At 58.9% G+C, this 24,441-nt stretch carries 22 protein-coding genes and 1 riboswitch; of the genes, 13 read left to right on the top strand and 9 right to left on the bottom strand.

What is annotated here, in order from left to right; genetic code table 11:
• Positions 1–102: 102 nt before the first annotated feature.
• Complete coding sequence (locus C1N84_RS15495) at positions 103–867, top strand: DedA family protein (RefSeq protein ID WP_021507580.1); 765 nt, start codon at positions 103–105, stop codon at positions 865–867.
• Here the strand turns inward: C1N84_RS15495 and thiQ are convergent.
• The 4 genes from thiQ to sgrR form a co-directional block, all read right to left on the bottom strand.
• Complete coding sequence (gene thiQ / locus C1N84_RS15490) at positions 864–1,565, bottom strand: thiamine ABC transporter ATP-binding protein ThiQ (protein WP_264441639.1); 702 nt, start codon at positions 1,563–1,565, stop codon at positions 864–866. The genes C1N84_RS15495 and thiQ overlap by 4 nt on opposite strands.
• On the bottom strand, positions 1,549–3,159 hold the full coding sequence (gene thiP, locus C1N84_RS15485) for a thiamine/thiamine pyrophosphate ABC transporter permease ThiP (RefSeq protein ID WP_394541663.1): 1,611 nt from the start codon (positions 3,157–3,159) through the stop codon (positions 1,549–1,551). Before thiP ends, thiQ begins: the two co-directional genes overlap by 17 nt.
• Positions 3,135–4,121 (bottom strand): thiamine ABC transporter substrate binding subunit, encoded by a 987-nt coding sequence (gene thiB, locus C1N84_RS15480; protein WP_264441637.1) that lies wholly within the window; start codon positions 4,119–4,121, stop codon positions 3,135–3,137. The genes thiP and thiB overlap by 25 nt, the downstream gene beginning before the upstream one ends.
• Positions 4,122–4,167: 46 nt before the next feature.
• A riboswitch (TPP riboswitch) is annotated at positions 4,168–4,261 on the bottom strand.
• Positions 4,262–4,331: 70 nt separating this feature from the next.
• Positions 4,332–5,993: an HTH-type transcriptional regulator SgrR gene (gene sgrR, locus C1N84_RS15475; protein ID WP_058770626.1), complete on the bottom strand. Its 1,662-nt coding sequence runs from the start codon at positions 5,991–5,993 to the stop codon at positions 4,332–4,334.
• 253 nt (positions 5,994–6,246) lie between these two features.
• Here sgrR and C1N84_RS15470 point away from each other — a divergent pair, with 253 nt between their 5' ends.
• Entirely contained in the window at positions 6,247–7,428 is a 1,182-nt protein-coding gene (locus C1N84_RS15470; protein WP_264441636.1) for an MFS transporter, read from the top strand.
• Positions 7,429–7,520: 92 nt separating this feature from the next.
• Here C1N84_RS15470 and leuD read toward each other — a convergent pair whose 3' ends face one another.
• The 5 genes from leuD to leuL form a co-directional block, all read right to left on the bottom strand.
• Entirely contained in the window at positions 7,521–8,126 is a 606-nt protein-coding gene (leuD, locus tag C1N84_RS15465; protein WP_021507574.1) for a 3-isopropylmalate dehydratase small subunit, read from the bottom strand.
• 3 nt (positions 8,127–8,129) lie between these two features.
• Positions 8,130–9,536, bottom strand: a complete 1,407-nt coding sequence (gene leuC, locus C1N84_RS15460) for a 3-isopropylmalate dehydratase large subunit (protein WP_058759634.1) — start codon at positions 9,534–9,536, stop codon at positions 8,130–8,132.
• Between the two features lie 4 nt (positions 9,537–9,540).
• Positions 9,541–10,632, bottom strand: a complete 1,092-nt coding sequence (gene leuB / locus C1N84_RS15455) for a 3-isopropylmalate dehydrogenase (RefSeq protein WP_058759633.1) — start codon at positions 10,630–10,632, stop codon at positions 9,541–9,543.
• Between the two features lie 2 nt (positions 10,633–10,634).
• Entirely contained in the window at positions 10,635–12,197 is a 1,563-nt protein-coding gene (leuA, locus tag C1N84_RS15450; RefSeq protein ID WP_021507571.1) for a 2-isopropylmalate synthase, read from the bottom strand.
• Positions 12,198–12,290: 93 nt separating this feature from the next.
• Positions 12,291–12,374, bottom strand: coding sequence for a leu operon leader peptide (gene leuL, locus C1N84_RS15445; RefSeq protein ID WP_125308910.1), 84 nt, complete (start codon positions 12,372–12,374; stop codon positions 12,291–12,293).
• Between the two features lie 132 nt (positions 12,375–12,506).
• On the opposite strand from leuL, the gene C1N84_RS15440 reads away from it, so the two are divergent.
• The 11 genes from C1N84_RS15440 (at position 12,507) to mraY (ending at position 24,439) form a co-directional block, all read left to right on the top strand.
• On the top strand, positions 12,507–12,686 hold the full coding sequence (locus C1N84_RS15440; protein ID WP_132466716.1) for a hypothetical protein: 180 nt from the start codon (positions 12,507–12,509) through the stop codon (positions 12,684–12,686).
• 419 nt (positions 12,687–13,105) lie between these two features.
• Positions 13,106–14,830 (top strand): acetolactate synthase 3 large subunit, encoded by a 1,725-nt coding sequence (gene ilvI, locus C1N84_RS15435; RefSeq protein ID WP_031279705.1) that lies wholly within the window; start codon positions 13,106–13,108, stop codon positions 14,828–14,830.
• 2 nt (positions 14,831–14,832) lie between these two features.
• Positions 14,833–15,324 (top strand): acetolactate synthase small subunit, encoded by a 492-nt coding sequence (ilvN, locus tag C1N84_RS15430; protein ID WP_010615603.1) that lies wholly within the window; start codon positions 14,833–14,835, stop codon positions 15,322–15,324.
• A 198-nt stretch (positions 15,325–15,522) separates the two neighbouring features.
• Complete coding sequence (gene cra, locus C1N84_RS15425; protein WP_010615604.1) at positions 15,523–16,533, top strand: catabolite repressor/activator; 1,011 nt, start codon at positions 15,523–15,525, stop codon at positions 16,531–16,533.
• A 492-nt stretch (positions 16,534–17,025) separates the two neighbouring features.
• Complete coding sequence (gene mraZ / locus C1N84_RS15420; protein WP_021507569.1) at positions 17,026–17,484, top strand: division/cell wall cluster transcriptional repressor MraZ; 459 nt, start codon at positions 17,026–17,028, stop codon at positions 17,482–17,484.
• Between the two features lie 2 nt (positions 17,485–17,486).
• The gene (gene rsmH / locus C1N84_RS15415) at positions 17,487–18,428 is read left to right on the top strand and encodes a 16S rRNA (cytosine(1402)-N(4))-methyltransferase RsmH (protein WP_021507568.1); all 942 of its coding nucleotides are present in this window, start codon (positions 17,487–17,489) and stop codon (positions 18,426–18,428) included.
• Positions 18,425–18,745 (top strand): cell division protein FtsL, encoded by a 321-nt coding sequence (ftsL, locus tag C1N84_RS15410; RefSeq protein ID WP_021507567.1) that lies wholly within the window; start codon positions 18,425–18,427, stop codon positions 18,743–18,745. Before rsmH ends, ftsL begins: the two co-directional genes overlap by 4 nt.
• A 16-nt stretch (positions 18,746–18,761) precedes the next feature.
• On the top strand, positions 18,762–20,531 hold the full coding sequence (locus tag C1N84_RS15405; protein WP_021507566.1) for a peptidoglycan glycosyltransferase FtsI: 1,770 nt from the start codon (positions 18,762–18,764) through the stop codon (positions 20,529–20,531).
• Positions 20,518–22,005 (top strand): UDP-N-acetylmuramoyl-L-alanyl-D-glutamate--2,6-diaminopimelate ligase, encoded by a 1,488-nt coding sequence (gene murE, locus C1N84_RS15400; RefSeq protein ID WP_394541662.1) that lies wholly within the window; start codon positions 20,518–20,520, stop codon positions 22,003–22,005. Before C1N84_RS15405 ends, murE begins: the two co-directional genes overlap by 14 nt.
• Positions 22,002–23,363 (top strand): UDP-N-acetylmuramoyl-tripeptide--D-alanyl-D-alanine ligase, encoded by a 1,362-nt coding sequence (murF, locus tag C1N84_RS15395; RefSeq protein ID WP_264441635.1) that lies wholly within the window; start codon positions 22,002–22,004, stop codon positions 23,361–23,363. Before murE ends, murF begins: the two co-directional genes overlap by 4 nt.
• A complete protein-coding gene (gene mraY, locus C1N84_RS15390) occupies positions 23,357–24,439 on the top strand; it encodes a phospho-N-acetylmuramoyl-pentapeptide-transferase (protein ID WP_021507563.1) in 1,083 nt (360 codons plus the stop codon). Before murF ends, mraY begins: the two co-directional genes overlap by 7 nt.
• Positions 24,440–24,441: the final 2 nt, after the last annotated feature.

Genomic DNA, 24,441 nt, shown 5'->3' with positions numbered 1-24,441 from the left:
CCGTCGTCTGTGCGGCGCGGGCGTGCGGCAGCGCGGGGAATTGCTTGACGCTGTGGGGCTGTCTCAGGACAATCCAGCCTCTATATTCCGCAGAGGATAGTTATGGAAGCCTGGATCCAACACCTGTTTACGCAATCGCTGGAGTACGCGCTGATTGCCGTGGCGCTGGTGACCTTTCTTGAGTCGCTGGCGTTTGTCGGCCTGCTGCTGCCGGGAACGGTCCTGATGGCCAGCCTCGGCGCGCTGGTGGGCAGCGGACAAATCGGGCTCTATCCGGCGTGGGCCGCCGGGCTGGCCGGCTGTCTGATTGGCGACTGGGTGTCGTACGGCATTGGCTGGAAATTCCAGGGACCGCTGCACCGCTGGAAATACCTGCAAAAATACAAAGGGCTGCTGGATAAAACCGAGCACGCGCTGCATCAGCACAGCATGTTTACCATCCTCGTGGGGCGCTTTGTCGGACCGACGCGTCCGCTGATTCCGCTGGCGGCCGGCATGCTGGAGCTGCCGGTGCGTAAATTCCTGCCGCCGAACATTATCGGCTGCATCCTGTGGCCGCCGGCTTACCTGATGCCGGGCATTCTGGCGGGCGTGGCGATCGACGTGCCGCAGGCGGCGCAGGGCGACAGCTTCAAATGGCTGCTACTGGCGGTGGCGCTGCTGCTGTGGATCGGCGGCTGGCTGCTGTGGCGCTGGTGGCGCAGCGGCAAAAGCGTCGACTGGGCCACGCCTTATCTGCCACTGGCGCGGCTGCGCTGGCTGGCTCCGCTGATGGCGCTCATCGGCGTGGGTGCCTTTATTGCACTGTTGTTCCACCCGATGATGCCGATTTTCCTGCAGCTGCTGTGGAAAGTGTTCTTCGCTTAACGCGGTGATACGCCAAGGATGGCGGCCGCCGGGCTTTCTCCGCGCAGCAGGCTGGCGGTGCTGCCATCCCAGTACACCCGACCGTCAACAATCACCAGGCTGCGTGACGCAATCTGCTGCGCATCCTCCAGACTGTGCGACACCATCAGCAGCGTGATAGTGCGCGCCTCGCACACCGCGCGCACCAGCTGTAACATCTCGCTGCGCAGCGCCGGATCGAGTGCCGAAAACGGCTCGTCCAGCAGCAGTACCGGCTGATTGCGCAGCAGGCAGCGCGCCAGCGCCACGCGCTGTCGCTGACCGCCGGAGAGCTGGCCGGGCAGACGCGTCAGCATCGATTCCAGCCCGGTTTGCTCCGCAATCTGCTGTACCTGCTGCTGCTGTTCGCGCGTCAGCTTCAGGCCGGGATGCAGGCCCAGCCCCAGATTTTGCTGCACTGTCAGGTGCGGAAACAGATTGTTCTCCTGAAACAGCATTGATACCGGCCGCGCGGAAGGCACGCTACGGGTGTGGTCGATGCCATCGATCAGCAGGCTGCCCTGACTCACCGGCAGAAAGCCGCCGAGCAGGCTCAGCAGGGTACTTTTGCCCGCGCCGCTCGGGCCGAGAATGGCGAGACGTTCACCGGCCTGTGCGCTAAAGCTGAAGCGCATCGGCAGATGCAGGTAGAGATAAGTAAGGTTATTCAGTGTCAGCATGGCGACCCGGTAATTTTTCCATCAGCGTAAACAGCAGCAGGCATAACAGCAGCAGTAGCAGCGCGGTTACCGCGCCATCGGCACCGCGATAGGCGCCAATCTGCTGGAACAGATAAAACGGCAGGGTGCGGAAATCGGCGCTGCCGAACAGCGCCACCACGCCGAAATCCCCAATCGACAGCACGCAGGCAAAAGCCAGCGCCTGTGCCAGCGGACGTTTCAGCGCCCGCAGTTCAATCAGCCGCAGGCGAGTAAACCCACTGATGCCCAGCGAGGCGCACAGCTGAGCGTAGCGCGCGCTGAGATCGCGCATCGGATTTTCCAGCACTTTCATGGCGTAGGGGATGGCGATCAGCGCGTTGGTGAAGATCACCAGCGCATCGGCACGCTGCGGCAGGCCAACGGTGGCGTTGAACAGCAGAAAGAACCCGCTCGCCAGCACGATGCCCGGCATTGCCAGAATCAGCATTCCGCTGAGTTCCATGGCCTGCGCGGCGAAGCGCTGCTGACGCTGGCGCAGTTCGCGACTGCTCCACAGCAGCATCATGGTCAGCAGCACGCACAGCACACCGGCACCGAGTGCGATGCGCAGCGACGTCCACGTGGCCTGCCACAGCGCGGGCTGTTGCAGCGCGCCGGCAATGCCGCCGCGTAAGCCGTCGACCAGCACCGCCGCCAGCGGTGGCAGCAGTAACAGTAGTGCCAGCGTAATCAGCAGCGTATCCGCGATGCGTGCGTGCCAGGAATCCTGCGGATCGCGCCAGCCGCGCACCGTCTGGCTACCGGCCGGAATCGCTTTACTGAAGCGCTGGCTAAGCAGCACCAGCAGCAGACAGCAGCCGAGCTGCAACAGTGCCAGCAGCGCGGCGCGGCCGGGATCGTAATCAAAGCTAAGCGCCTGATAAATGGCCAGCTCCAGCGTGGTGGCCTGCGGACCGCCGCCCAGTGCCAGCACGGTGGCAAAACTGGCGAAGCACAGCATAAAGATCAGCGCCGCCGTTGGCAGCAGCGGACGGCGCAGCCACGGCCACTCCAGCAGGCGAAACAGCGACCAGCCGCGCAGACCGAGCTGCGCCGCCAGCTGGCGCTGCTCGCCGGGAATGCTCTCCAGCGCCTGCAGCAGCATGCGCGTCGCCAGCGGCAGATTAAAGAACACGTGCGCCAGCAAAATACCCTGCAGGCCATAGGGCGAGAAGTGATAATCGATACCGACTGTGGTGCACAGCTGCGCCAGCCAGCCGCTGCGCCCGTAGACGCTCAGCAGACCGAATACGGCGACCAGCACCGGCAGCACCAGCGTCATGGCGCACAGGCGCAGCAGCAGCGTGCGGCCGGTAAAGCGGCGGCGATAGAGCGCGCGGGCCAGCAGAATGGCCGGCAGCACCGAGAGCAGCGCTGACAGCAGCGCCTGCTCAAAGGAGAACGCCAGCACATGGTGCAGATAGCTGTCAGTGAGCAGCGCGCGCCAGTCGGTGGCCGGCGCGGCGAGCAGCAGGGCACCGAGCGCCAGCAGCGCGACCGCACATAATAGCAGCGCGCTAAGCGCTCCGGGCAGTAGCCAGCCGGGCATCAGCGGCTGACGGCGCGCTGCCACGCGCTAATCCACGCCGCGCGATGGTCAGCCACCTCTGTCGGGGTGTATTGCAGCGCATTCGCAGGCACCGGCAACGCCTGATAACCGGCGGGTAAATCGCTTTTGATCACCGGATACATCCAGTTGCCGGTGGGAATGGTGCGCTGAAACGCTGGCGACACCATAAACTGCATGAATTGCTGCGCCAGCTGCGGCTGTTTGCTGCTGGCGAGCTGCGCGCCCACTTCTACCTGCAGATAATGGCCTTCGCTGAACGGCGCGGCGGCGTAGTTATCCTTTTTCTCTTCAATAATGTGGTAAGCCGGCGAGGTGGTATAGCTCAGCACCAGATCGCTTTCGCCTTTGAGGAACAGACCATAAGCTTCGCTCCAGCCTTTGGTGACGGTCACGGTTTTGCTGGCCAGCTTCTGCCAGGCCGCCGGCGCGTCATCGCCGTACACTTTCTGCATCCACAGCAGCAGACCGAGCCCCGGCGTGCTGGTGCGCGGGTCTTCATAAATCACCCGCCATTTTTCCGGGCTTTCGACCAGCTCCTTCAGGCTGTGCGGCGGATTCTTTAGCTTGTTTTTGTCGTAAACGAACGCGAAGTAGCCGTAATCAAACGGGATAAAAGTGTCATTGTGCCAGCCGTCCGGCAGCTGCAGTGCACGGGTATCCACCGTGCTTTTGCTGAACAGGCCGGTTTTTTCCGCCGCCTGAATCAGGTTATTGTCCAGCCCCAGCACCACGTCGGCCTTGCTGTTCTTTCCTTCCATACGCAGGCGATTAAGCAGCGATACGCCATCCTCCAGCGCCACATAGTTCAGCTCACAGCCGCACCGGGCCTCAAAGGCTTTTTTCACTGCCGGACCGGGGCCCCAGTCGGCGGCGAACGAGTCGTAGGTATACACGGTGAGGACGGGTTTGGCCGCCAGAGCCGGCGCCGCGATCAGCAGCAACAGGGGCAGAACTTTATTTAACACTTTGCGTTCCTTAAGAAGAAGGTAAGGTTGCGTCGCAAAGGATCTGAGGGCGGAGCATCTCAAATCCCTACGCCGGTACGAGCCGGATCAGGTTCGACGGGTCTCTCTCAGCCAGTTAACCGGCACCCCGTTGAGAACGACATATTCTAGACATTTACAGGACAACGCGAAAGGTTCACCTGCCGGTCGTGTTGTCCGATGCTGCCCTTTTTACAGCTCCGGCGGGGCGAACCAGGCAGACTTGAAGTCAAACCAGCCGAGCGTGTTCAGTCGCACGCCACGCATGCTGCGCTGGCCCTCCAGCAGCAGCCAGTGATGAAACAGCGGATGCAGATAGTCGCTGTTTACCAGCTGTTTGCTCCACTCCGCCAGCGGCAGCGCTTTCTCTCGCCAGCGCGCGGCGTCGGCCTGCCAGTCCAGCGGGATACAGTGATGCATCAGCGGTAGCTCGTAGAGCTGAGCGAACAGGGCGTAGTCGAGCGGCAGGGTAAAGTTGACGCTGCCCAGCCAGATGTCACTCTCGCCCGCGCCGTCGAACCAGCTTTCGTAGCTCACTTCACGGGTAATCAGCTCAACGCCCTGCTGCGCCAGCAGTGGCCGCAGCGCATTGGCGATGCCCTCGTGTTCGACGTGGTGGCTGTACCAGCTGAGCGTCAGCTGGGTCACGCCGTCGGGCTTGTGGGCTGGGGTGATATCGCGCCGATGGTGCCAGCGCGGCAGCAGGCCATAAGCCGGGAACCAGTAGCGCTGATAGCCGACGCCGGCATGATTGAGCAGCGCGATAGGGTTAAGCAGATCGCTCACCCAGCGGCGGAAACCGGCATCGCGCCCGCGTTCAGAGCGCTGATCGAACAGCAGAAAATAGCAGCCCTCTTCGAGGCGACTCTCTTCCGATTTTTCGTCGTCGTTTTCGCCTTCCAGTTTTACACCGGCGTAGACCAGCTCATCGCTGATCTCCGGCAGCACCCAGATCGAGACATCATCAATCAGCGCGCGGTAGCCGAAGTAGTCATCAAACGCGGCGATTTTCAGCTGGGTTTGCTGATTGCGCACCACGCTGTACGGACCGGTGCCAATGGGCTGACGGGCGAAGTGGCGCAGTGTCGGCCATTCACGCGGCAGAATCATGGCGCTGACGCTGGCCAGCAGCCACGGCAGCCAGCAGTCCGGCTGGCTGAGATGGATATCCAGCGTCCACGGCGCCGGCGAGTGCAGTTGGTCGATATGCGAAAACAGCGGCTGGCTGCGCACCCGTTCCAGCGAGGCGATGACATCCTCCATCTCCAGCTCGCGGCCATGATGAAAGCGGATTGCCGGCCGCAGGAAGAAGCGCCAGTGCAGCGGAGAGGTTTGCTGCCAGTGATGGGCGATGTCGGCGGCGATTTCCCCCTTTTCCTCATTTATACGCGTCAGGCCGCTGAATATCTGACGCGCCAGGTGGGTTTCTGAACGGCGCAGCGGCGAGCCGGGCAGCAGGTTAGGCAAGGGCCGGTAGTAGAGCACGCGCAGAATATGCTTGCCCTGGCGAAAGCTGCGGCCAAGGTGCGCGGCAATCATCTGCCGCACCTGGTTTTTATCGCCCACCAGCTGCACCAGCTGGTCGATGCGATCCTGCTCCAGCAGGTCTTCTGCGCGCTGCTGCTGTAGCGCCAGTCCGGTGTAGCAGAAGCTCAGCAGCGAGCGTTTACCGCGACCGGCTTCAGCCTGCCAGATCAGCCAGCCCGCCGCCTGCATGGCGTTCAGCAGGTTACGCATGTGGCGGCGTGAGCAGTGCAGCAGTTCGGCCAGTTCGCTCAGCGTGGTTTCCTGATCCTGGCCCTGACAGTGTTGCCACAGGCGAATGAATTGCTGTTGCAGACGCGCAGAGGACATAAAAGGGGAACTCCTTCTCGACTTCGCTCAGTTTTTCCTGCCCCATATTAGAGGCATACTGGCGGGCAATGGAAGAGCGGGAGGCATTCAGCAATGAATGGCGCTCTGCCAGCGGTTCCGCCGACGTGGAACCTTTTCTGAGTAGGGTGCAATTTCACCGCCAGCGGAGTTTTTCTCTGCTGGCTTTTTTCGTTTTGCTGTGGAATCTTCTACGCTGTTTTTTCCCGGTCTTTTTCCTCAAAGGGATTTCTGCATGAAATCGCTGTTACCGCGGCCGCGCCGCCTGAATCCGGTTTACCTCTCCTTTATGGCGGTGTCGTTTATGGTCGGCGTGGCGGGGGCGTTACAGGCGCCGACGCTCAGCCTGTTTTTGACGCGCGAGGTGCAGGTGCGACCGTTCTGGGTCGGCCTGTTCTTTACCATCAACGCCGTCGCCGGGATCGTAATCAGCCTGCTGATGGCGAAGCGTTCGGATAACCGTGGCGATCGCCGTCATCTGGTCCTGTTTTGCTGCCTGATGGCGGTGGCCAACGCGCTACTGTTTGCCTTTAACCGTCACTATCTGACGCTCATCACCCTCGGCGTGCTGCTGTCGGCGCTGGCCAGCGTGGCGATTCCGCAGATCTTCGCGCTGGCGCGTGAATATGCCGATCAGTCGGCGCGTGAAGTAGTGATGTTCAGTTCGGTGATGCGCGCGCAGCTGTCGCTGGCGTGGGTGATTGGGCCGCCGCTGTCGTTCGCGCTGGCGCTCAACTACGGCTTCGTCACGCTATTCTGCGTGGCGGCGGTGATTTTTCTGCTGAGTATGCTGCTGATCTGGCGCACGCTGCCCTCGGTGCCGCGCATCGCCGCTACGCCGGAGCAGGTGCTGATGCAGCTCAGCCCGTGGAAAGACAGCCAGGTGCGGCTGCTGTTTATCGCCTCGGTGGTGATGTGGGCGTGTAATACCATGTATATCATTGATATGCCGCTGTATATCAGCGCAACCCTTGGCCTGCCGGAGAAGCTGGCGGGTCTGCTGATGGGCACCGCCGCCGGGCTGGAGATTCCGATCATGCTGCTGGCCGGCCATTACGCGAAGCGCTACGGCAAGCGCAAGCTGATGCTGTTGGCGCTGGTAGCGGCGATTGTGTTTTATCTCGGGCTGGTGCTGTTCCGTTCTCAAACCGCGCTGATGGTGCTGCAGCTATTTAACGCCGCGTTTATCGGCATCATCGCCGGCATAGGTATGCTGTGGTTTCAGGATTTGATGCCGGGCCGTGCCGGTGCGGCGACCACCATGTTCACCACCTCGATTTCAACCGGGTTGATTATCGCCGGCCTGATTCAGGGGATACTGAGTGAGCGCTTTGGCCATGAGTCGGTTTACTGGCTGGCGCTGGTGATGGCGGTGGTGGCGCTGGTGCTGGCGGCGCGGGTGCGCGATGCGCGGTGAGGGCGGTGTGGAGATTGAAGGTCGCCATAAATGGCGACCAAATTACTGACGCGTTTGCTGTAGGGTGCGCATTGCTGCGCACCGGGTAAACCTTAACGCAGAAACGCTGGCTGGCTGGATTCGTAGCTGGCGATGGACGCTTCATGCTGCAGCGTCAGGCCAATGCTGTCGAGGCCGTTGATCATGCAGTGACGGCGGAAGCTGTCGATTTCAAAGTGGTAAACCTTGTCGCCGGCGGTGACGGTCTGCGCTTCGAGATCCACGGTGAAGCGGATACCCGGCTGCGCGGCCACCAGTTTGAACATCTCATCGACCTGCTCTTCGCTCAGCTTCACCGGCAGCAGCTGGTTGTTGAAGCTGTTACCGTAGAAGATGTCGGCGAAACTCGGCGCAATCACCACGTGAAAACCGAAGTCGGTCAGCGCCCACGGCGCGTGTTCACGCGAGGAGCCGCAGCCAAAGTTCTCGCGCGCCAGCAGGATGCTGGTGCCTTTGAACTCCGGCTTATTCAGCACGAAGCTGGCGGTTGGCTGGGTGCCGGCATCATCATCAAAACGCCAGTCGTGGAACAGGTGCGCGCCAAAGCCGGTGCGCGTCACTTTCTGCAAAAACTGCTTCGGGATGATGGCATCGGTGTCGACGTTTGCGGCATCCAGTGGGGCCACAATCCCGGTGTGTTGGGTAAATTTGTTCGCCATGGCTTAAGCTCCCTGAGTCAATTCACGAATGTCGGCAAAACGACCGGTTACCGCCGCCGCAGCAGCCATCGCCGGGCTCACCAGATGGGTGCGACCGCCGCGACCCTGGCGACCTTCAAAGTTACGGTTACTGGTTGAGGCACAGCGCTCGCCCGGATTCAGACGGTCGTTATTCATTGCCAGGCACATCGAACAGCCCGGCAGACGCCACTCAAAACCGGCTTCGAGGAAGATTTTGTCCAGGCCTTCGGCTTCAGCCTGCGCTTTCACCGGACCAGAACCTGGCACCACCATCGCAACCACACCCGGCGCCACTTTGCGGCCTTTGGCGATCGCGGCAGCCGCGCGAAGATCTTCGATACGTGAGTTGGTGCAGGAACCGATAAACACTTTATCGATCGCTACCTCAGTCAGTTTGATGCCCGGCTGCAGATCCATATAGGCCAGCGCTTTCTCGGCGGAAGCGCGTTCAACCGGATCGGCAAACGAGGCCGGATTCGGGATGGCCTGATCCACGGCCATCACCTGGCCCGGATTGGTGCCCCAGGTGACCTGCGGCGCGATATCGGCAGCATTCAGCGTCACAACGGCGTCAAACTGCGCGTCGCTGTCGGACTTCAGGGTGCGCCAGTAAGCCACCGCCTGCTCCCACTGCTCGCCCTTCGGCGCAAACTGCTTGTCTTTCAGATAGGCAAACGTGGTGTCATCCGGTGCTACCAGGCCCGCTTTGGCGCCCATCTCAATCGCCATGTTGCACAGCGTCATGCGGCCTTCCATGCTCAGCGCTTCAATCGCCGGGCCACAGAATTCAACCACGTGACCGGTGCCGCCGGCGCTGCCGGTTTTACCGATGATCGCCAGTACGATGTCTTTGGCGGTGATACCCGGCGCAGCTTCGCCCAGCACTTCAATCTTCATGGTTTTCGCCCGGCCCTGTTTCAGGGTCTGGGTGGCGAACACGTGCTCCACTTCGGAGGTGCCGATACCGAACGCCAGGGAACCGAAGGCGCCGTGCGTTGCGGTGTGCGAGTCGCCGCAAACGATGGTCATGCCCGGCAGCGTCATGCCCTGCTCAGGACCGATCACGTGCACAATTCCCTGGAACGGGTGGTTCAGGTCATACAGCTGAATGCCGAACTCAGCACAGTTCTTCATCAGCTCCTGCATCTGGATACGCGCCATTTCACCCGAGGCGTTGATGTCTTTGGTCTGGGTGGAAACGTTGTGATCCATGGTGGCAAAGGTCTTCGACGGCTGGCGCACTTTACGGCCGTGCGCACGCAGACCGTCAAACGCCTGCGGCGAGGTGACTTCGTGAATCAGGTGACGATCGATATACAGCAACGGCGTTTCGTCTGGCGCTTCGTGAACGACATGTGCATCAAATAACTTCTGGTATAAGCTTTTCATTTTGTTATTTTTCCTCGCTGATGTAACCGGCAATGATGCTGCCCATTTCATCGGTGCTCACGGCAGGGCCGTCACCGGCCAAATCACGGGTGCGATGGCCCGCTTCCAGCGCACGGCTTACCGCGCGCTCAATGCTATCCGCAGCGGCGTCAGCGTTCAGGCTGAAACGCAGCAGCATCGCCAGCGACAGAATCTGCGCAATCGGGTTAGCAATGTTCTGGCCGGCGATATCCGGTGCGGAACCGCCCGCCGGTTCGAACAGGCCGAATCCCTCTTCATTCAGGCTGGCCGAAGGCAGCATGCCCATCGAGCCGGTGATCATCGCGCACTCGTCCGACAGAATGTCACCAAACAGATTCGAGCAGAGTAAAACGTCAAACTGCGACGGATCCTTAATCAGCTGCATGGTGGCGTTGTCGATGTACATATGACTCAGCTGCACATCCGGATAATCCTTTGCCACTTCGTTGACGATTTCACGCCACATCACCGAGGTCGCCAGCACGTTAGCCTTATCAACGGAAGTCACTTTATTACGGCGCTTGCGCGCAGCTTCAAAGGCGTTGCGGGCAATACGCTCGATTTCGAAACGGTGATAGACCTCGGTATCAAAAGCGCGTTCATGCGCGCCGCTGCCTTCGCGGCCTTTCGGCTGGCCGAAATAGATGCCGCCGGTCAGCTCACGCACGCACAGGATATCGAAGCCGCGGGCAGCGATGTCGCTGCGCAGCGGGCAAAATGCTTCCAGACCTTTGTACAGCGCCGCCGGGCGCAGGTTGCTGAACAGTTTGAAGTGTTTACGCAGCGGCAGCAGCGCACCGCGCTCAGGCTGGCCAGCCGGCGGCAGGTGTTCCCATTTTGGACCGCCGACCGAGCCGAACAGAATGGCATCGGCCTGCTCAGCACCGGCCACGGTGGCGGCGGGTAAAGGTTCACCGTGACGATCGATGGCGATACCGCCGACATCATATTCGCTGGTGGTGATGCGCATATCGAAGCGCGCGCGAATCGCGTCGAGAACTTTCATGGCCTGCGCCATCACTTCCGGACCGATTCCGTCGCCTGGCATTACCGCAATATGATAAGACTGAGTCATAGTTACACCGTTTCCTTCTGATCTTTAAATTTACGCTGCAATTCTTTTTCGACCTGCTTTGCCCGCCAGATGTTGTTCAGGGCATTCACCATCGCTTTCGCTGAGGATTCGACGATATCGGTCGCCAGGCCCACGCCGTGGAATTTGCGTCCGTTGTAGTTAACGACGATATCGACCTGACCCAGCGCGTTTTCGCCGTGGCCTTTCGCGGTCAGCTTGTAGTTCACCAGCTCAGCATCGAAGCCGGTGATACGGTTAATAGCCTGGTAGACGGCATCAACCGGACCGTTGCCGGTGGCGGCGTCGGCTTTGGCCTCTTCGCCGCAGCCCAGCTGCACCGACGCCGTCGCGGTGACGCTGGAGCCGGTCTGCACGTTGAATTCGTTCAGCTGGAAGTACTCCGGCTCTTCATTCTGCTTATTAATGAAGGCCAGCGCTTCCAGGTCGTAATCGAACACCTGGCCTTTTTTGTCCGCCAGCTTGAGGAAGGCGTCGTACAGCGTATCCAGGTTGTAATCGGACTCTTTGTAACCCATCTCTTCCATACGGTGCTTCACGGCGGCACGGCCGGAGCGGGAGGTCAGGTTCAGCTGAATTTTGTGCAGGCCAATCGATTCTGGCGTCAGGATTTCGTAGTTTTCGCGGTTCTTCAGCACGCCATCCTGATGAATGCCGGAGGAGTGGGCGAAGGCGTTGGAACCGACCACCGCTTTGTTGGCCGGGATCGGCATGTTGCAGATCTGGCTGACAATCTGGCTGGTGCGGTAGATTTCCTGATGATTGATATTGGTGTGCACGTTCATGATCTGCTGACGGGTTTTAATCGCCATGATCACCTCTTCCAGCGCACAGTTACCGGCGCGCTCGCCCAGGCCGTTCAGCGTGCCTTCGACCTGACGCGCACCGGCCAGCACTGCCGCAATGGCGTTACCGGTCGCCATACCCAGATCGTCATGGGTATGTACCGACAGAATGGCTTTGTCGATGTTGGGTACGCGCTGTACCAGCTGACCAATAATGTTGGCGTACTCGCCTGGCAGGGTATAGCCCACGGTGTCCGGAATATTGATGGTGGTGGCGCCGGCGTTGATCGCGGCTTCTACCATGCGGCACAGGTCGTCAATCGGCGTACGGCCACCGTCTTCGCAGGAGAACTCAACGTCATCGGTATAGTTGCGCGCCCGCTTAATCATGTGCACCGCGCGTTCAATCACTTCCGGCAGCGTGCTGCGCAGTTTAGTGGCGATATGCATCGGCGAAGTGGCGATAAAGGTGTGAATACGGAAGGCGTCGGCCACGCGCAGCGATTCGTAGGCCGCGTCGATATCTTTCTCGACACAGCGCGCCAGACCACACACACGGCTGTTTTTGATGGTCCGGGCAATGGTCTGCACGGATTCGAAATCACCCGGCGAAGAGACCGGAAAACCGACTTCCATTACATCCACGCCCATCCTTTCCAGCGCCAGGGCGATCTGCAGTTTTTCTTTAACACTCAGGCTGGCCTGTAATGCCTGTTCGCCGTCGCGCAGAGTGGTATCGAAAATTATTACTTGCTGGCTCATGATCATCTTCCTTTTGCATTGACTTCGCCGGTGCTACGAGCATAAAAAAACCCGCGCAGTGGCGCGGGTTTTTTAACTTTCAGCAGGTTCGAATCAGTTGTTGATTTCGCCCACGAGTCTACCGCGCAAACTGGATGCGTTAAGTAGTAGACCGAGTAGACGAAAAGAACGTGACATGAATCAAACCTCGTAAAATGAGTGCTGCACATATTGGTACTGGATTCGCCTGGCGATGTCAACCCTAAGTGAAAGGGTATTTCTCTGGCCGGAAAAGGGCGATGTGCTGGGATTATCGGTCATCGCAGAGCATTGCCATTAATTAACGGTGGCTTAGCGCGTTATGCCACTTTAAAAAATCTTTTAAAAAAGGCGGATAATTTTAAGTTGCTGAATTATATGTTTTTAGTAAGGCTTATTCGTCAGGTGGAAAAACAAGATAAAGCTTGTTGCTTAGCAGATTGTGATGTGGAAGAGGGATTTAAGAGTTAATCACGCCAGAAACGCGGTAACGGAAAAAATTGTGGGCTAAACACGCTGGCAATATGAAAATCATATTTCTTACAACACGCTGTAAATAATCTGCAAACCAGCATTTTCCTCTGTCCTTATGCCATCGCATTAGTTTATTCCTCCCGGGCGATAATCACGCGTCAGTGCCTTTTTTGCCACTGACAGCGCCGTGCCGCCTTATGGCGTTTGCAGGCCGGGTTTTCTGCGGTTATGGTAATCGACCTACTCTCAAAAGAATCCACGCAGGTAGATTCCCTGTACCTGGAAGACGAAATGAATGGCGTCTTCTGAGCATAAACATAAGGTTTTGATCTTAATTGGCAATAAAGGGACAGATGCGAGCGGCACGCAGGATAGCGTTTGCTGGCGCAGCTGGCTCTCAAGCCTGGAGGCAGAAAATGGAGATGTTGTCAGGAGCCGAAATGGTCGTCCGTTCGTTAATCGATCAGGGCGTTAAGCAGGTATTCGGTTATCCGGGCGGTGCGGTGCTCGATATTTATGATGCGCTGCAAACGGTCGGTGGTATTGACCATGTGCTGGTGCGCCACGAGCAGGGCGCCGTACATATGGCGGATGGCCTGGCGCGCGCGACCGGCGAAGTCGGCGTGGTGCTGGTCACCTCAGGTCCTGGCGCCACCAACGCCATCACCGGCATTGCGACCGCTTATATGGATTCCATTCCGCTGGTGATCCTCTCCGGTCAGGTGCCGTCCTCGCTGATTGGCTATGACGCCTTCCAGGAGTGCGACATGGTGGGGATTTCGCGTCCGGTGGTGAAGCACAGCTTCCTGGTGAAAAGCACCGAAGAGATTCCGACAGTGCTGAAAAAAGCCTTCTGGCTGGCGGCCAGCGGTCGTCCGGGGCCGGTGGTGATCGATCTGCCAAAAGATATTCTGAATCCGGCCAACAAGCTGCCTTACGTGTGGCCGGAAACCGTCAGCATGCGCTCTTACAATCCGACGCTGCAGGGCCACAAAGGCCAGATCAAGCGCGCGCTGCAGACGCTGCTGGCGGCGCACAAGCCGGTAATTTACGTCGGCGGCGGGGCCATTACTTCAGGCTGCGAGGCGGAACTGCTGCAGCTGGCAGAGCAGCTGAATATTCCGGTCACCACCTCGCTGATGGGGCTGGGCGCGTTCCCGGGCACGCATCGCCAGTGTGTGGGCATGCTCGGTATGCACGGCACCTATGAAGCCAACATGACTATGCACAATGCCGATCTGATCTTTGGTATCGGCGTACGCTTTGACGACCGCACCACCAACAATCTGGCGAAGTATTGCCCGAATGCCACCGTGATGCACATTGACGTCGATCCGACCTCGATCTCCAAAACCGTCAGCGCCGATATTCCGATTGTCGGCGATGCCAGACAGACGCTGACGCAGATGCTGGAGCTGCTGGCACAGAGCGAGGCGAAGCAGGAGCTCGACAGCCTGCGTGACTGGTGGCAGAGCATTGAAGGCTGGCGCAGCCGCAAGTGCCTGGAATTTGACCGTACCAGCGACAAAATCAAACCGCAGGCGGTGATCGAAACCATTTGTCGTTTGACGCACGGCGAGGCGTATGTGACCTCGGACGTCGGCCAGCACCAGATGTTCGCCGCGCTTTACTATCAGTTCGATAAACCGCGTCGCTGGATCAACTCCGGCGGCCTCGGCACCATGGGCTTTGGCCTGCCGGCGGCGCTCGGCGTGAAGATGGCGCTGCCGCAGGAGACCGTGATTTGCGTAACCGGCGACGGCAGTATTCAGATGAATATTCAGGAGTTGTCGACCGCGCTGCAGTATGACCTGCCGGTGCTGGTGCTGAACCTGAACAACCGCTTCCTCGGCATGGTGAAACAGTGGCAGGACATGATTTACTCCGGCCGCCATTCCCAATCCTATATGGAATCGCTGCCGGACTTCGTGCGCCTGGCGGAAGCCTATGGCCACGTGGGCATCGCGATTCAGCATCCGGCTGAGCTGGAAGAGAAGCTGCAGCTGGCGCTCGATACGCTGGCAAAAGGGCGTCTGGTGTTTGTGGATGTCACGGTGGACGGCAGCGAGCACGTCTACCCGATGCAGATTCGCGGTGGCGCGATGGATGAGATGTGGTTGAGCAAAACGGAGAGGACTTAATTATGCGTCGTATTTTATCAGTTCTGCTGGAGAACGAATCCGGCGCATTGTCGCGCGTGGTGGGGCTGTTTTCCCAGCGCGGCTATAACATTGAGAGCCTGACCGTCGCGCCGACCGACGATCCTACCCTGTCGCGCATGACCATTCAGACCGTGGGCGACCAGAAAGTACTGGAGCAGATCGAAAAGCAGCTGCACAAGCTGGTGGACGTGTTACGCGTCAGCGAACTGGGGCAGGGCGCTTACGTCGAGCGTGAAATCATGCTGGTGAAGATTCAGGCCAGCGGGTACGGTCGCGAAGAGGTAAAACGCAGCGCGGAAATTTTCCGTGGGCAGATTATCGATGTGACACCCACGCTGTACACGGTTCAGCTGGCCGGCACCAGCGATAAACTCGACGCTTTCCTCAACACCGTACGCGAAGTGGCGGAAATCGTTGAAGTGGCGCGTTCCGGCATCGTCGGGGTATCACGCGGCGATCGCGTAATGCGTTAATACCGCAAAGTTATCATCGGTTTTCAAGCTAACCCGGCGGAATGCCGGGTTTTTTTATTTTATGCGCTTCGGCCGCTTGTGCATGAAAAGCGGTTGCTCAGCGTACTGTTCTGCGGTTAGATGTTACAAATGTTTTTACCCTTAGCTACTCTGCGGACATTTTCGCCAGCCCTGGCTTATCAGAATTAAGGTGTCATCGTGAAACTGGATGAAATTGCGCGCCTGGCGGGCGTGTCGCGCACCACGGCGAGCTATGTCATCAATGGCAAAGCGCGGCAGTATCGTGTCAGCGACAAAACCGTTGAGAAAGTCATGGCGGTGGTGCGTGAGTACAACTATCACCCCAACGCGGTGGCTGCAGGCCTGCGCGCCGGACGCACCCGTTCGATTGGTCTGGTGATCCCCGATCTGGAAAACACCAGTTATACCCGCATCGCCAACTATCTCGAACGCCAGGCGCGTCAGCGCGGCTATCAGCTGCTGATTGCCTGTTCCGAAGATCAGCCGGATAACGAAATGCGCTGCATTGAGCACCTGCTGCAGCGTCAGGTGGATGCGATCATCGTCTCCACGTCGCTGCCGCCGGAACACCCGTTCTATCAGCGCTGGGTCAACGATCCGCTGCCGATTATCGCGCTGGACCGCGCGCTGGATCGTGAACACTTCACCAGCGTGGTCGGTGCCGATCAGGATGACGCGCAGGCGCTGGCGGCTGAATTGCGTCAGCTGCCGGTGAAAAACGTGCTGTTTCTCGGCGCGCTGCCGGAGCTGTCGGTCAGCTTCCTGCGTGAAATGGGGTTCCGCGAGGCGTGGCAGGGTGATGAGCGCCCGATCGATTTCATCTATTGCAACAGCTTTGACCGCGCCGCAGCGGCGACGCTGTTTGAAAAATACCTCGAAGACCACGCGATGCCCGAAGCACTGTTTACCACCTCGTTTGGCCTGCTGCAGGGGGTGATGGACGTAACGCTGAAGCGTGACGGCCGCTTGCCGACAGACCTGGCTATTGCAACTTTCGGCGACCACGAATTATTAGACTTTCTGGAGTGCCCGGTGCTGGCGGTAGGGCAGCGCCATCGCGATGTTGCTGAGCGTGTGCTCGAGCTGGTGCTGGCTTCGCTGGATGAGCCACGCAAACCGAAGCCAGGTTTAACCCGTATCCGCCGTAATTTATTCCGCCGCGGACAATTAAGTCGTCGCGCTAAATGAAGCGTCGGGCGAGACGTCGCCCGCGCTAATTTCTCTCATCCATATTTAACCAGACGCACACGGGCGTAAAAAAGCGTAAATTATCATCGCCCCGGCTAACGAATTATCGGCGCTGGATTTTCTTATTTGTTTACATCTTCAGCAATCACGCATAGCAGAGCTGACGCGATGGTGCTGGGCTTCCTTTCAGAAATCCCCTAAAATGCCGCCGCCGTCGCAGATTGGGGCAATATAATCGCAGCGGTAAAATTGCGCTAATTTTCACCGATAAATCTGACGCAAATTTTTTTTATACTGTTATTCATCAGGTTAATTTTAAATTGACCATTCATTCTCCTCTTATTCTTCTCTCCGGTTAATTTCATTCGGTGTAAAGAGTGATATTCACTTGCCGTTGCGGCTTGACAAGGATTTCATCGGCTCCGTAAACTCGTTTCGTGGTAAAAAGTGGGATAAAGTGGTGAAAACGGGTAACTGAGGGGTAGGGCTGGCATGTTCCGTGGAGCAACGTTAGTCAATCTCGACAGCAAAGGGCGCCTGGCGGTGCCGACGCGTTATCGCGAATTGCTGCTCGCAGAGTCTCAGGGTCAAATGGTTTGCACCATTGACCTCCATCAGCCCTGCCTGCTGCTTTATACCCTGCCCGAATGGGAAATTATTGAGAAAAAACTGGCCCGGTTATCCAGTATGAATCCGAACGAGCGTCGCGTGCAGCGTCTGCTGTTAGGTCATGCCAGCGAGTGCCAGATGGATAACGCAGGCCGTTTACTGCTGGCGAACACGTTGCGCCAGCATGCGAGCCTGACCAAAGAAGTGATGCTGGTTGGACAGTTCAACAAGTTTGAGCTGTGGGATGAACAGACCTGGTATCAACAAGTTAAGGACGATATTGACGCAGAACAGTCAGCTCAGGAGCCTTTATCTGAGCGGTTGCAGGACTTGTCGCTATAGCTATGCAGGAAAATTTTAAACACACCACGGTGCTGCTGGATGAGGCGGTTAACGGCCTTAATATCAGGGAAGACGGCATTTATATTGACGGCACCTTTGGTCGCGGCGGTCACTCACGCCTGATCCTGTCGCAGCTTGGCGCGCACGGACAGTTACTGGCGATCGATCGCGATCCGCAAGCCATAGCCGCAGCCGCTGAGATAAAAGATCCACGTTTCTCGATTGTGCACGGGCCGTTTTCAGCGCTGGCTGAGTATGTCGAAGAGCGCGGGCTGACCGGCAAAATCGACGGCGTGCTGCTGGATTTGGGCGTCTCTTCGCCTCAGCTGGATGACGCCGAGCGCGGTTTCTCCTTTATGCGCGACGGGCCACTGGATATGCGTATGGATCCGACGCGCGGTCAGTCGGCAGCCGAGTGGTTGCAGAGCGCGGAAGAGGCAGATATTGCGTTTGTGCTGAAAACCTACGGCGAAGAGCGCTTCGCGAAACGCATCGCTCGCGCCATCGTCGAGCGCAACCGGGAACAGCCGATGACGCGCACCAAAGAGCTGGCCGATCTGATTGCGGCGGCAACGCCGGTAAAAGATAAGTTTAAGCATCCGGCGACGCGCAGCTTCCAGGCGATACGCATCTGGATCAACAGTGAGCTGGAAGAGATCGATATCGCGCTGAAAGGGGCATTAACGGTGCTGGCACCGGGCGGGCGTTTATCCATCATCAGCTTCCACTCGCTGGAGGATCGGCTGGTGAAGCGCTTTATGCGTGATCAGAGCCGCGGACCGCAGGTGCCGGCCGGGATTCCGATGACCGAGAGCCAGCTGAAAGCGCTGGGCGGACGTGAACTGAAAACCCTCGGCAAGCTGATTCCTGGCGAAGCCGAAGTCAAAGACAACCCGCGCGCGCGCAGTTCGGTCCTGCGTATCGCTGAGAGAACCGCATCGTGATTGGCAATGAGCGTCACAGCCTGCCCGGCGTCATTGGTGGCGATCTGCTGCGTTTTGGCAAGATCCCGCTGCTGCTGCTGATCGCCGTGCTGGTTTCTTCGGTGCTGGTGGTGACCACCACGCATAAGACCCGTCTGCTGACGGCGCAGCGTGAGCAGCTGGTGCTGGAGCGTGATGCGCTGGATATCGAATGGCGCAACCTGATCCTCGAAGAGAATGCGCTGGGCGATCACAGCCGGGTAGAACGGATAGCAACCGATAAGCTGCAGTTGCAGCATGTTGATCCTTCACAGGAAAATATTGTGGTGCAGAAATAAGGAATCGCAGACCTCAATGAGCGGCGCAGGCAAAACGCTGAAGTTAAGAAAACAGGAAGATAAGGCCAGCTTTGTAAGCTGGCGTTTTGCGTTGCTGTGCGGCTGTATTCTTCTGGCGCTGGGCGGATTGCTGTCGCGCGTGGCGTGGCTGCAGGTCATCAGCCCTGATAAGCTGGTCAAAGAGGGCGATTTACGTTCGCTGCGCGTGCAGGAAGTGCCTACCGCACGCGGCATGATCAGCGATCGCGCCGGACGCCCGCTGGCGGTAAGCGTGCCGGTTAACGCCATCTGGGCCGATCCCAAAGAGCTGACCGAGCACGGCGGCGTCACCGTCGATAGTCGCTGGAAAGCGCTGTCGGATGCGCTGTCGATCCCGCTGGATCAGCTGGCGGCGCGCGTCAATGCCAACCCAAAAGGGCGCTTTATTTACCTCGCCCGTCAGGTTAACCCGGCGATTGGCGAATACGTGAAAAAGCTCAAGCTGCCCGGTATTTACCTGCGTCAGGAGTCGCGCCGCTACTATCCGGCCGGCCAGGTCACTGCCCACCTGATTGGCTTCACCAACATTGACGGCCAGGGCATTGAAGGCATCGAGAAGAGCTTCGATAAATGGCTGACCGGTGAGCCGGGCGAACGTACCGTGCGCAAAGACCGCTACGGGCGGGTGATTGAAGATATCTCCTCGGTCGATAGCCGCGCCGCGCACAACCTGACGCTGAGCATCGACGAGCGCCTGCAGGCGCTGGTGTACCGCGAACTGAACAATGCTGTTGCCTTCAACAAAGCCGAATCGGGCACTGCGGTGCTGGTGGACGTGAACACCGGCGAAGTGCTGGCGATGGCCAACAGCCCGGCTTACAACCCCAATAATCTCAGCAACACGCCGAAAGACGTCATGCGTAACCGCGCTATTACCGACATCTTCGAGCCAGGTTCCACCGTGAAGCCAATGGTGGTGATGACCGCACTGCAGCGCGGCGTGGTGAAAGAGAACAGCGTTCTGAACACCGTGCCGTATCGCGTCAATGGTCATGAGATCAAAGACGTGGCGCGCTATAACGAATTGACCCTTACCGGGGTTCTGCAGAAGTCGAGTAACGTCGGGGTTTCGCGCCTCGCGTTAGCGATGCCCTCCTCAGCGCTGGTAGAAACTTACGCGCGCTTTGGCCTGGGTAAACCGACCAATTTGGGGCTGGTCGGGGAAAGTAGTGGCTTATACCCTCAAAAACAACGGTGGTCTGACATAGAGAGGGCCACCTTCTCTTTCGGCTATGGGCTAATGGTAACGCCGTTACAGTTAGCGCGAGTCTACGCAACCATTGGCAGCTACGGCATCAACCGCCCGCTGTCGATTACCAAAGTTGACCCGCCGGTGGCGGGCGAGCGCGTTTTCCCGGAAGACCTGGTGAAAACCGTGATGCACATGATGGAAAGCGTGGCGCTGCCGGGTGGTGGTGGCGTTAAAGCCGCCATCAAGGGCTATCGCATCGCGATCAAAACCGGTACCGCGAAAAAAGTCGGGCCGGACGGACGCTACGTCAATAAATACATTGCTTACACCGCGGGCGTTGCGCCTGCCAGTCGCCCGCGTTTTGCGCTGGTGGTGGTGATCAACGATCCCCAGGCCGGTAAATATTATGGTGGTGCGGTTTCTGCACCGGTGTTTGGCGCCATCATGGGCGGTGTGCTGCGCACCATGAACATTGAACCGGATGCGCTGCCAACGGTGGATAAAAACGAGTTGGTGAAGAATAAGAGAAGTGAGGAATCAAGTGACAGATCGTAACCTGCGCGACTTGCTGGCCCCGTGGGTGCCTGGCGCGCCGGCGCGTCCACTCCGTGACATGACACTGGACAGCCGCGCTGCGGCTGCTGGCGATCTGTTTATCGCCGTGGCGGGCCATCATGCTGATGGACGTCGATTTATTCCACAGGCCATCGCCCAGGGTGTGGCGGCGGTCATTGCCGAGGCTGAAGGTGAAGCCAGCGATGGTGATATCCGCGAGATGCACGGCGTCCCGCTCATCTATCTGGCCCAACTGCCGCAGCGCCTCTCCGCGCTGGCCGGGCGTTTCTACCAGCAGCCGGCTGACAAATTAAAGCTGATTGGTGTGACCGGCACTAACGGCAAAACCACCACCACGCAGCTGATTGCGCAGTGGGCCAACCTGCTGGGCGAAACAGGTGCGGTGATGGGCACGGTGGGCAATGGCCTGTACGGTCAGCTGGTGCCGAGTGAAAACACCACCGGCTCGGCGGTGGGTGTACAGCATATTCTGCACTACCTGGTCGGGCAGGGAGCTACCGTCGCCGCGATGGAAGTCTCTTCGCACGGTCTGGTGCAGCATCGCGTGGCCGCGCTGCCGTTTGCCGCTGCGGTATTTACCAATCTGAGCCGCGATCACCTTGATTATCACGGTGACATGCAGGGCTACGAATCGGCCAAGTGGCTGCTGTTTTCTGAGCATCAGGTAGGCGAGGCCATCATCAACGCTGATGATGAAGTGGGCCGCCGCTGGCTGGAAAAATTACCGGATGCCGTGGCCGTTACGCTGGGCAACAATCTGCAGCCCGGCTGTCGTGGCCGCTGGCTGCAGGCGACGGCGATCGATTATCACGACGGCGGCGCACACGTGCAGTTCAGTTCAAGCTGGGGCAACGGCGAGTTTGACAGCCGCCTGATGGGTGCCTTTAACGTCAGCAATCTGCTGCTGGCGCTGGCGACACTGCTGACGCTGGATTATCCGCTCGACACGCTGGTGGCCAGTGCCAGCCAGCTGCAGCCGGTGTGCGGTCGTATGGAAGTGTTCACCGCCGCGCACAAGCCGACGGTAGTGGTGGATTACGCACATACGCCTGACGCGCTGGAAAAAGCGCTGGAAGCGGCCCGGCTGCACTGCAAGGGCCAGCTGTGGTGCGTATTTGGCTGCGGTGGCGACCGTGACAAAGGCAAACGCCCGCTGATGGGCGCGATTGCCGAACAGTTTGCCGATATCGTGGTGATCACCGATGACAATCCGCGGAGCGAAGAGCCGACGGCGATTGTTAACGACATTCTCACCGGCCTGCTCGATCCGGGCCGGGCTCGCGTCATTGCAGGACGAGCGCAGGCGGTCACCCATGCGGTGATGCAGGCCAGCGCCGACGACATCGTGCTGGTGGCCGGTAAAGGCCATGAAGATTATCAAATCATCGGCAACCGCCGTCTTGACTACTCTGACCGCGACACCGTCGCCCGTTTGCTGGGGGTAATGGCATGATTCCGGTTACGCTGAAAACCCTGGCAGAGATTAGCGGTGGGCAACTGCACGGCAGCGATCTCACTATTGCGGATGTCACCACGGATACCCGTAAAGTCACCCCAGGCAGCCTGTTTGTCGCGCTGGTGGGCGAACGTTTCGATGCACACGATTTTGCCGCCGACGCTATCGCCAGTGGCGCTCAGGCGCTGCTGGTGAACCGTCGTTTAGCGGTTGACGTGCCGCAGGTGGTGGTCGCTGACACGCGTATCGCTTTTGGTCAGCTCGGCGCCTGGGTGCGTCAGCAGGCGAAAGCGCGCGTGGTAGGGCTGACCGGCTCCTCCGGTAAAACCTCCGTGAAAGAGATGACTGCGGCGATTCTGCGCCAGTGCGGTGAAACGCTGTATACCGCCGGCAATCTCAACAACGATTACGGCGTGCCGATGACGCTATTGCGTCTTACCCCGCAACACGCGTATGCCGTGATTGAAATGGGCGCGAACCATCAGGGTGAAATCGCTTACACCACCAATCTGGTGCGTCCGGAAACCGCGCTGGTCAACAATCTGGCGGCGGCGCATCTGGAAGGCTTCGGTTCACTGGCGGGCGTGGCAAAAGCCAAAGGCGAAATCTTTGGCGGCTTACCGGTGCACGGCACCGCAATCATCAACGCTGACAGCAACGATCTGCCCAACTGGCAGCCGCAGTTTGCTGACAAAACCCTGTGGCGCTTTTCGCCGCAGCCGATGGCAGACGCGGAGTTCCGCGCCAGCGATATCGTGCTGCGCGCTGACGCCACGCTGTTTACCCTGCACACGCCGCGCGGTGACATCGCCGTCGAGCTGCCGCTGCCGGGTCGGCACAATATCGCTAATGCGCTGGCTGCTGCCGCGCTGGCGCTGTCGGTTGACGCGCCGTTAACCGCTATCCAGTCTGGCCTTAAAACCTTACAGCCCGTTCCTGGGCGCCTGTTCCCGATTCGCCTCGCCGGTAATCAGCTGCTGCTGGATGACAGCTACAACGCCAACGTCGGTTCGATGACCGCCGCTGCGCAGGTGCTAGGCGATATGCCGGGCTTCCGCGTCATGGTGGTCGGCGACATGGGTGAGCTGGGCGACGAAGCCGAAGCCTGTCATCGTCAGGTGGGCGAAGCGGCAAAAGCCGCCGGTATTGATTGTGTGCTGAGCACCGGCAGGCTCAGCCATTTGATTAGTGAAAACAGCGGCCGGGGCGAACATTTCGCCAGTAAAGCTGAACTGACTGAACGTTTACGCACGCTGCTGTCCCAACATGCGGACATCACTATTTTGGTTAAAGGTTCACGTAGTGCCGCCATGGAGCAGGTAGTACAGAGCTTACAGGAGAAAGGAACATGCTAGTCTGGCTGGCCGAACATCTGGTCGCATTTTATTCCGGCTTTAACGTCTTTTCCTATCTGACGTTTCGCGCCATTGTCAGCCTGCTGACCGCCCTGTTCATCTCTTTATGGATGGGCCCGCGCCTGATCGCCTGGCTGCAGAAACTGCAGATTGGCCAGGTGGTACGTAACGATGGTCCGGAGTCGCACTTCAGCAAGCGCGGCACGCCGACCATGGGCGGCATCATGATTCTGACCTCCATCACGGTTTCGGTGCTGATGTGGGCTTATCCGTCCAATCCTTACGTCTGGTGCGTGCTGGTGGTGCTGGTCGGTTTTGGCGTGATTGGCTTCGTTGATGACTACCGCAAAGTGGTGCGTAAAGACACTAAAGGCCTGATCGCGCGCTGGAAATATTTCTGGATGTCGGTGATTTCGCTCGGCGTGGCGTTCGCGCTGTTCATCGCCGGTAAAGATACGCCTGCCACACAGCTGGTGGTGCCGTTCTTCAAAGATGTTATGCCGCAGCTCGGCCTGTTCTACGTGGTGCTGGCCTACTTTGTGATTGTCGGAACCGGTAATGCGGTAAACCTGACAGACGGTCTGGATGGCCTGGCCATCATGCCAACGGTGTTTGTCGCGGCGGGATTTGCGCTGGTGGCCTGGGCGACCGGTAACGTGAAATTTGCCGAGTATCTGCACATCCCGTATCTGCGTCACGCCGGTGAGCTGGTGATTGTCTGTACCGCGATTGTCGGGGCCGGTCTCGGCTTCCTGTGGTTCAACACCTATCCGGCGCAGGTCTTTATGGGCGACGTGGGTTCGCTGGCGCTGGGTGGCGCACTGGGTACGCTGGCAGTGCTGCTGCGTCAGGAATTTTTGCTGGTGATCATGGGCGGCGTATTTGTGGTTGAGACGCTGTCGGTGATTCTGCAGGTGGGATCGTTCAAGCTGCGCGGTCAGCGTATTTTCCGCATGGCGCCGATTCACCACCATTATGAACTGAAAGGCTGGCCGGAGCCGCGCGTGATCGTGCGCTTCTGGATTATTTCGCTGATGCTGGTGCTGATTGGCCTGGCAACGCTCAAGGTACGTTAATC

It is taken from the genome of Pantoea sp. SGAir0418 (assembly GCF_043529865.1).
This window is presented reverse-complemented; position numbering and strand designations above follow the sequence as displayed.

What these genes read in the sequence shown, in the direction of transcription:
- C1N84_RS15495 (WP_021507580.1), top strand. Translation starts at nt 103, where the DNA reads ATGGAAGCCTGGATCCAACACCTGTTTACGCAATCGCTGGAGTACGCG.
- thiQ (WP_264441639.1), bottom strand. Translation starts at nt 1,565, where the DNA reads ATGCTGACACTGAATAACCTTACTTATCTCTACCTGCATCTGCCGATG.
- sgrR (WP_058770626.1), bottom strand. Translation starts at nt 5,993, where the DNA reads ATGTCCTCTGCGCGTCTGCAACAGCAATTCATTCGCCTGTGGCAACAC.
- C1N84_RS15470 (WP_264441636.1), top strand. Translation starts at nt 6,247, where the DNA reads ATGAAATCGCTGTTACCGCGGCCGCGCCGCCTGAATCCGGTTTACCTC.
- leuD (WP_021507574.1), bottom strand. Translation starts at nt 8,126, where the DNA reads ATGGCGAACAAATTTACCCAACACACCGGGATTGTGGCCCCACTGGAT.
- leuC (WP_058759634.1), bottom strand. Translation starts at nt 9,536, where the DNA reads ATGAAAAGCTTATACCAGAAGTTATTTGATGCACATGTCGTTCACGAA.
- leuB (WP_058759633.1), bottom strand. Translation starts at nt 10,632, where the DNA reads ATGACTCAGTCTTATCATATTGCGGTAATGCCAGGCGACGGAATCGGT.
- leuA (WP_021507571.1), bottom strand. Translation starts at nt 12,197, where the DNA reads ATGAGCCAGCAAGTAATAATTTTCGATACCACTCTGCGCGACGGCGAA.
- leuL (WP_125308910.1), bottom strand. Translation starts at nt 12,374, where the DNA reads ATGTCACGTTCTTTTCGTCTACTCGGTCTACTACTTAACGCATCCAGT.
- ilvI (WP_031279705.1), top strand. Translation starts at nt 13,106, where the DNA reads ATGGAGATGTTGTCAGGAGCCGAAATGGTCGTCCGTTCGTTAATCGAT.
- ilvN (WP_010615603.1), top strand. Translation starts at nt 14,833, where the DNA reads ATGCGTCGTATTTTATCAGTTCTGCTGGAGAACGAATCCGGCGCATTG.
- mraZ (WP_021507569.1), top strand. Translation starts at nt 17,026, where the DNA reads ATGTTCCGTGGAGCAACGTTAGTCAATCTCGACAGCAAAGGGCGCCTG.
- rsmH (WP_021507568.1), top strand. Translation starts at nt 17,487, where the DNA reads ATGCAGGAAAATTTTAAACACACCACGGTGCTGCTGGATGAGGCGGTT.
- C1N84_RS15405 (WP_021507566.1), top strand. Translation starts at nt 18,762, where the DNA reads ATGAGCGGCGCAGGCAAAACGCTGAAGTTAAGAAAACAGGAAGATAAG.
- murF (WP_264441635.1), top strand. Translation starts at nt 22,002, where the DNA reads ATGATTCCGGTTACGCTGAAAACCCTGGCAGAGATTAGCGGTGGGCAA.
- mraY (WP_021507563.1), top strand. Translation starts at nt 23,357, where the DNA reads ATGCTAGTCTGGCTGGCCGAACATCTGGTCGCATTTTATTCCGGCTTT.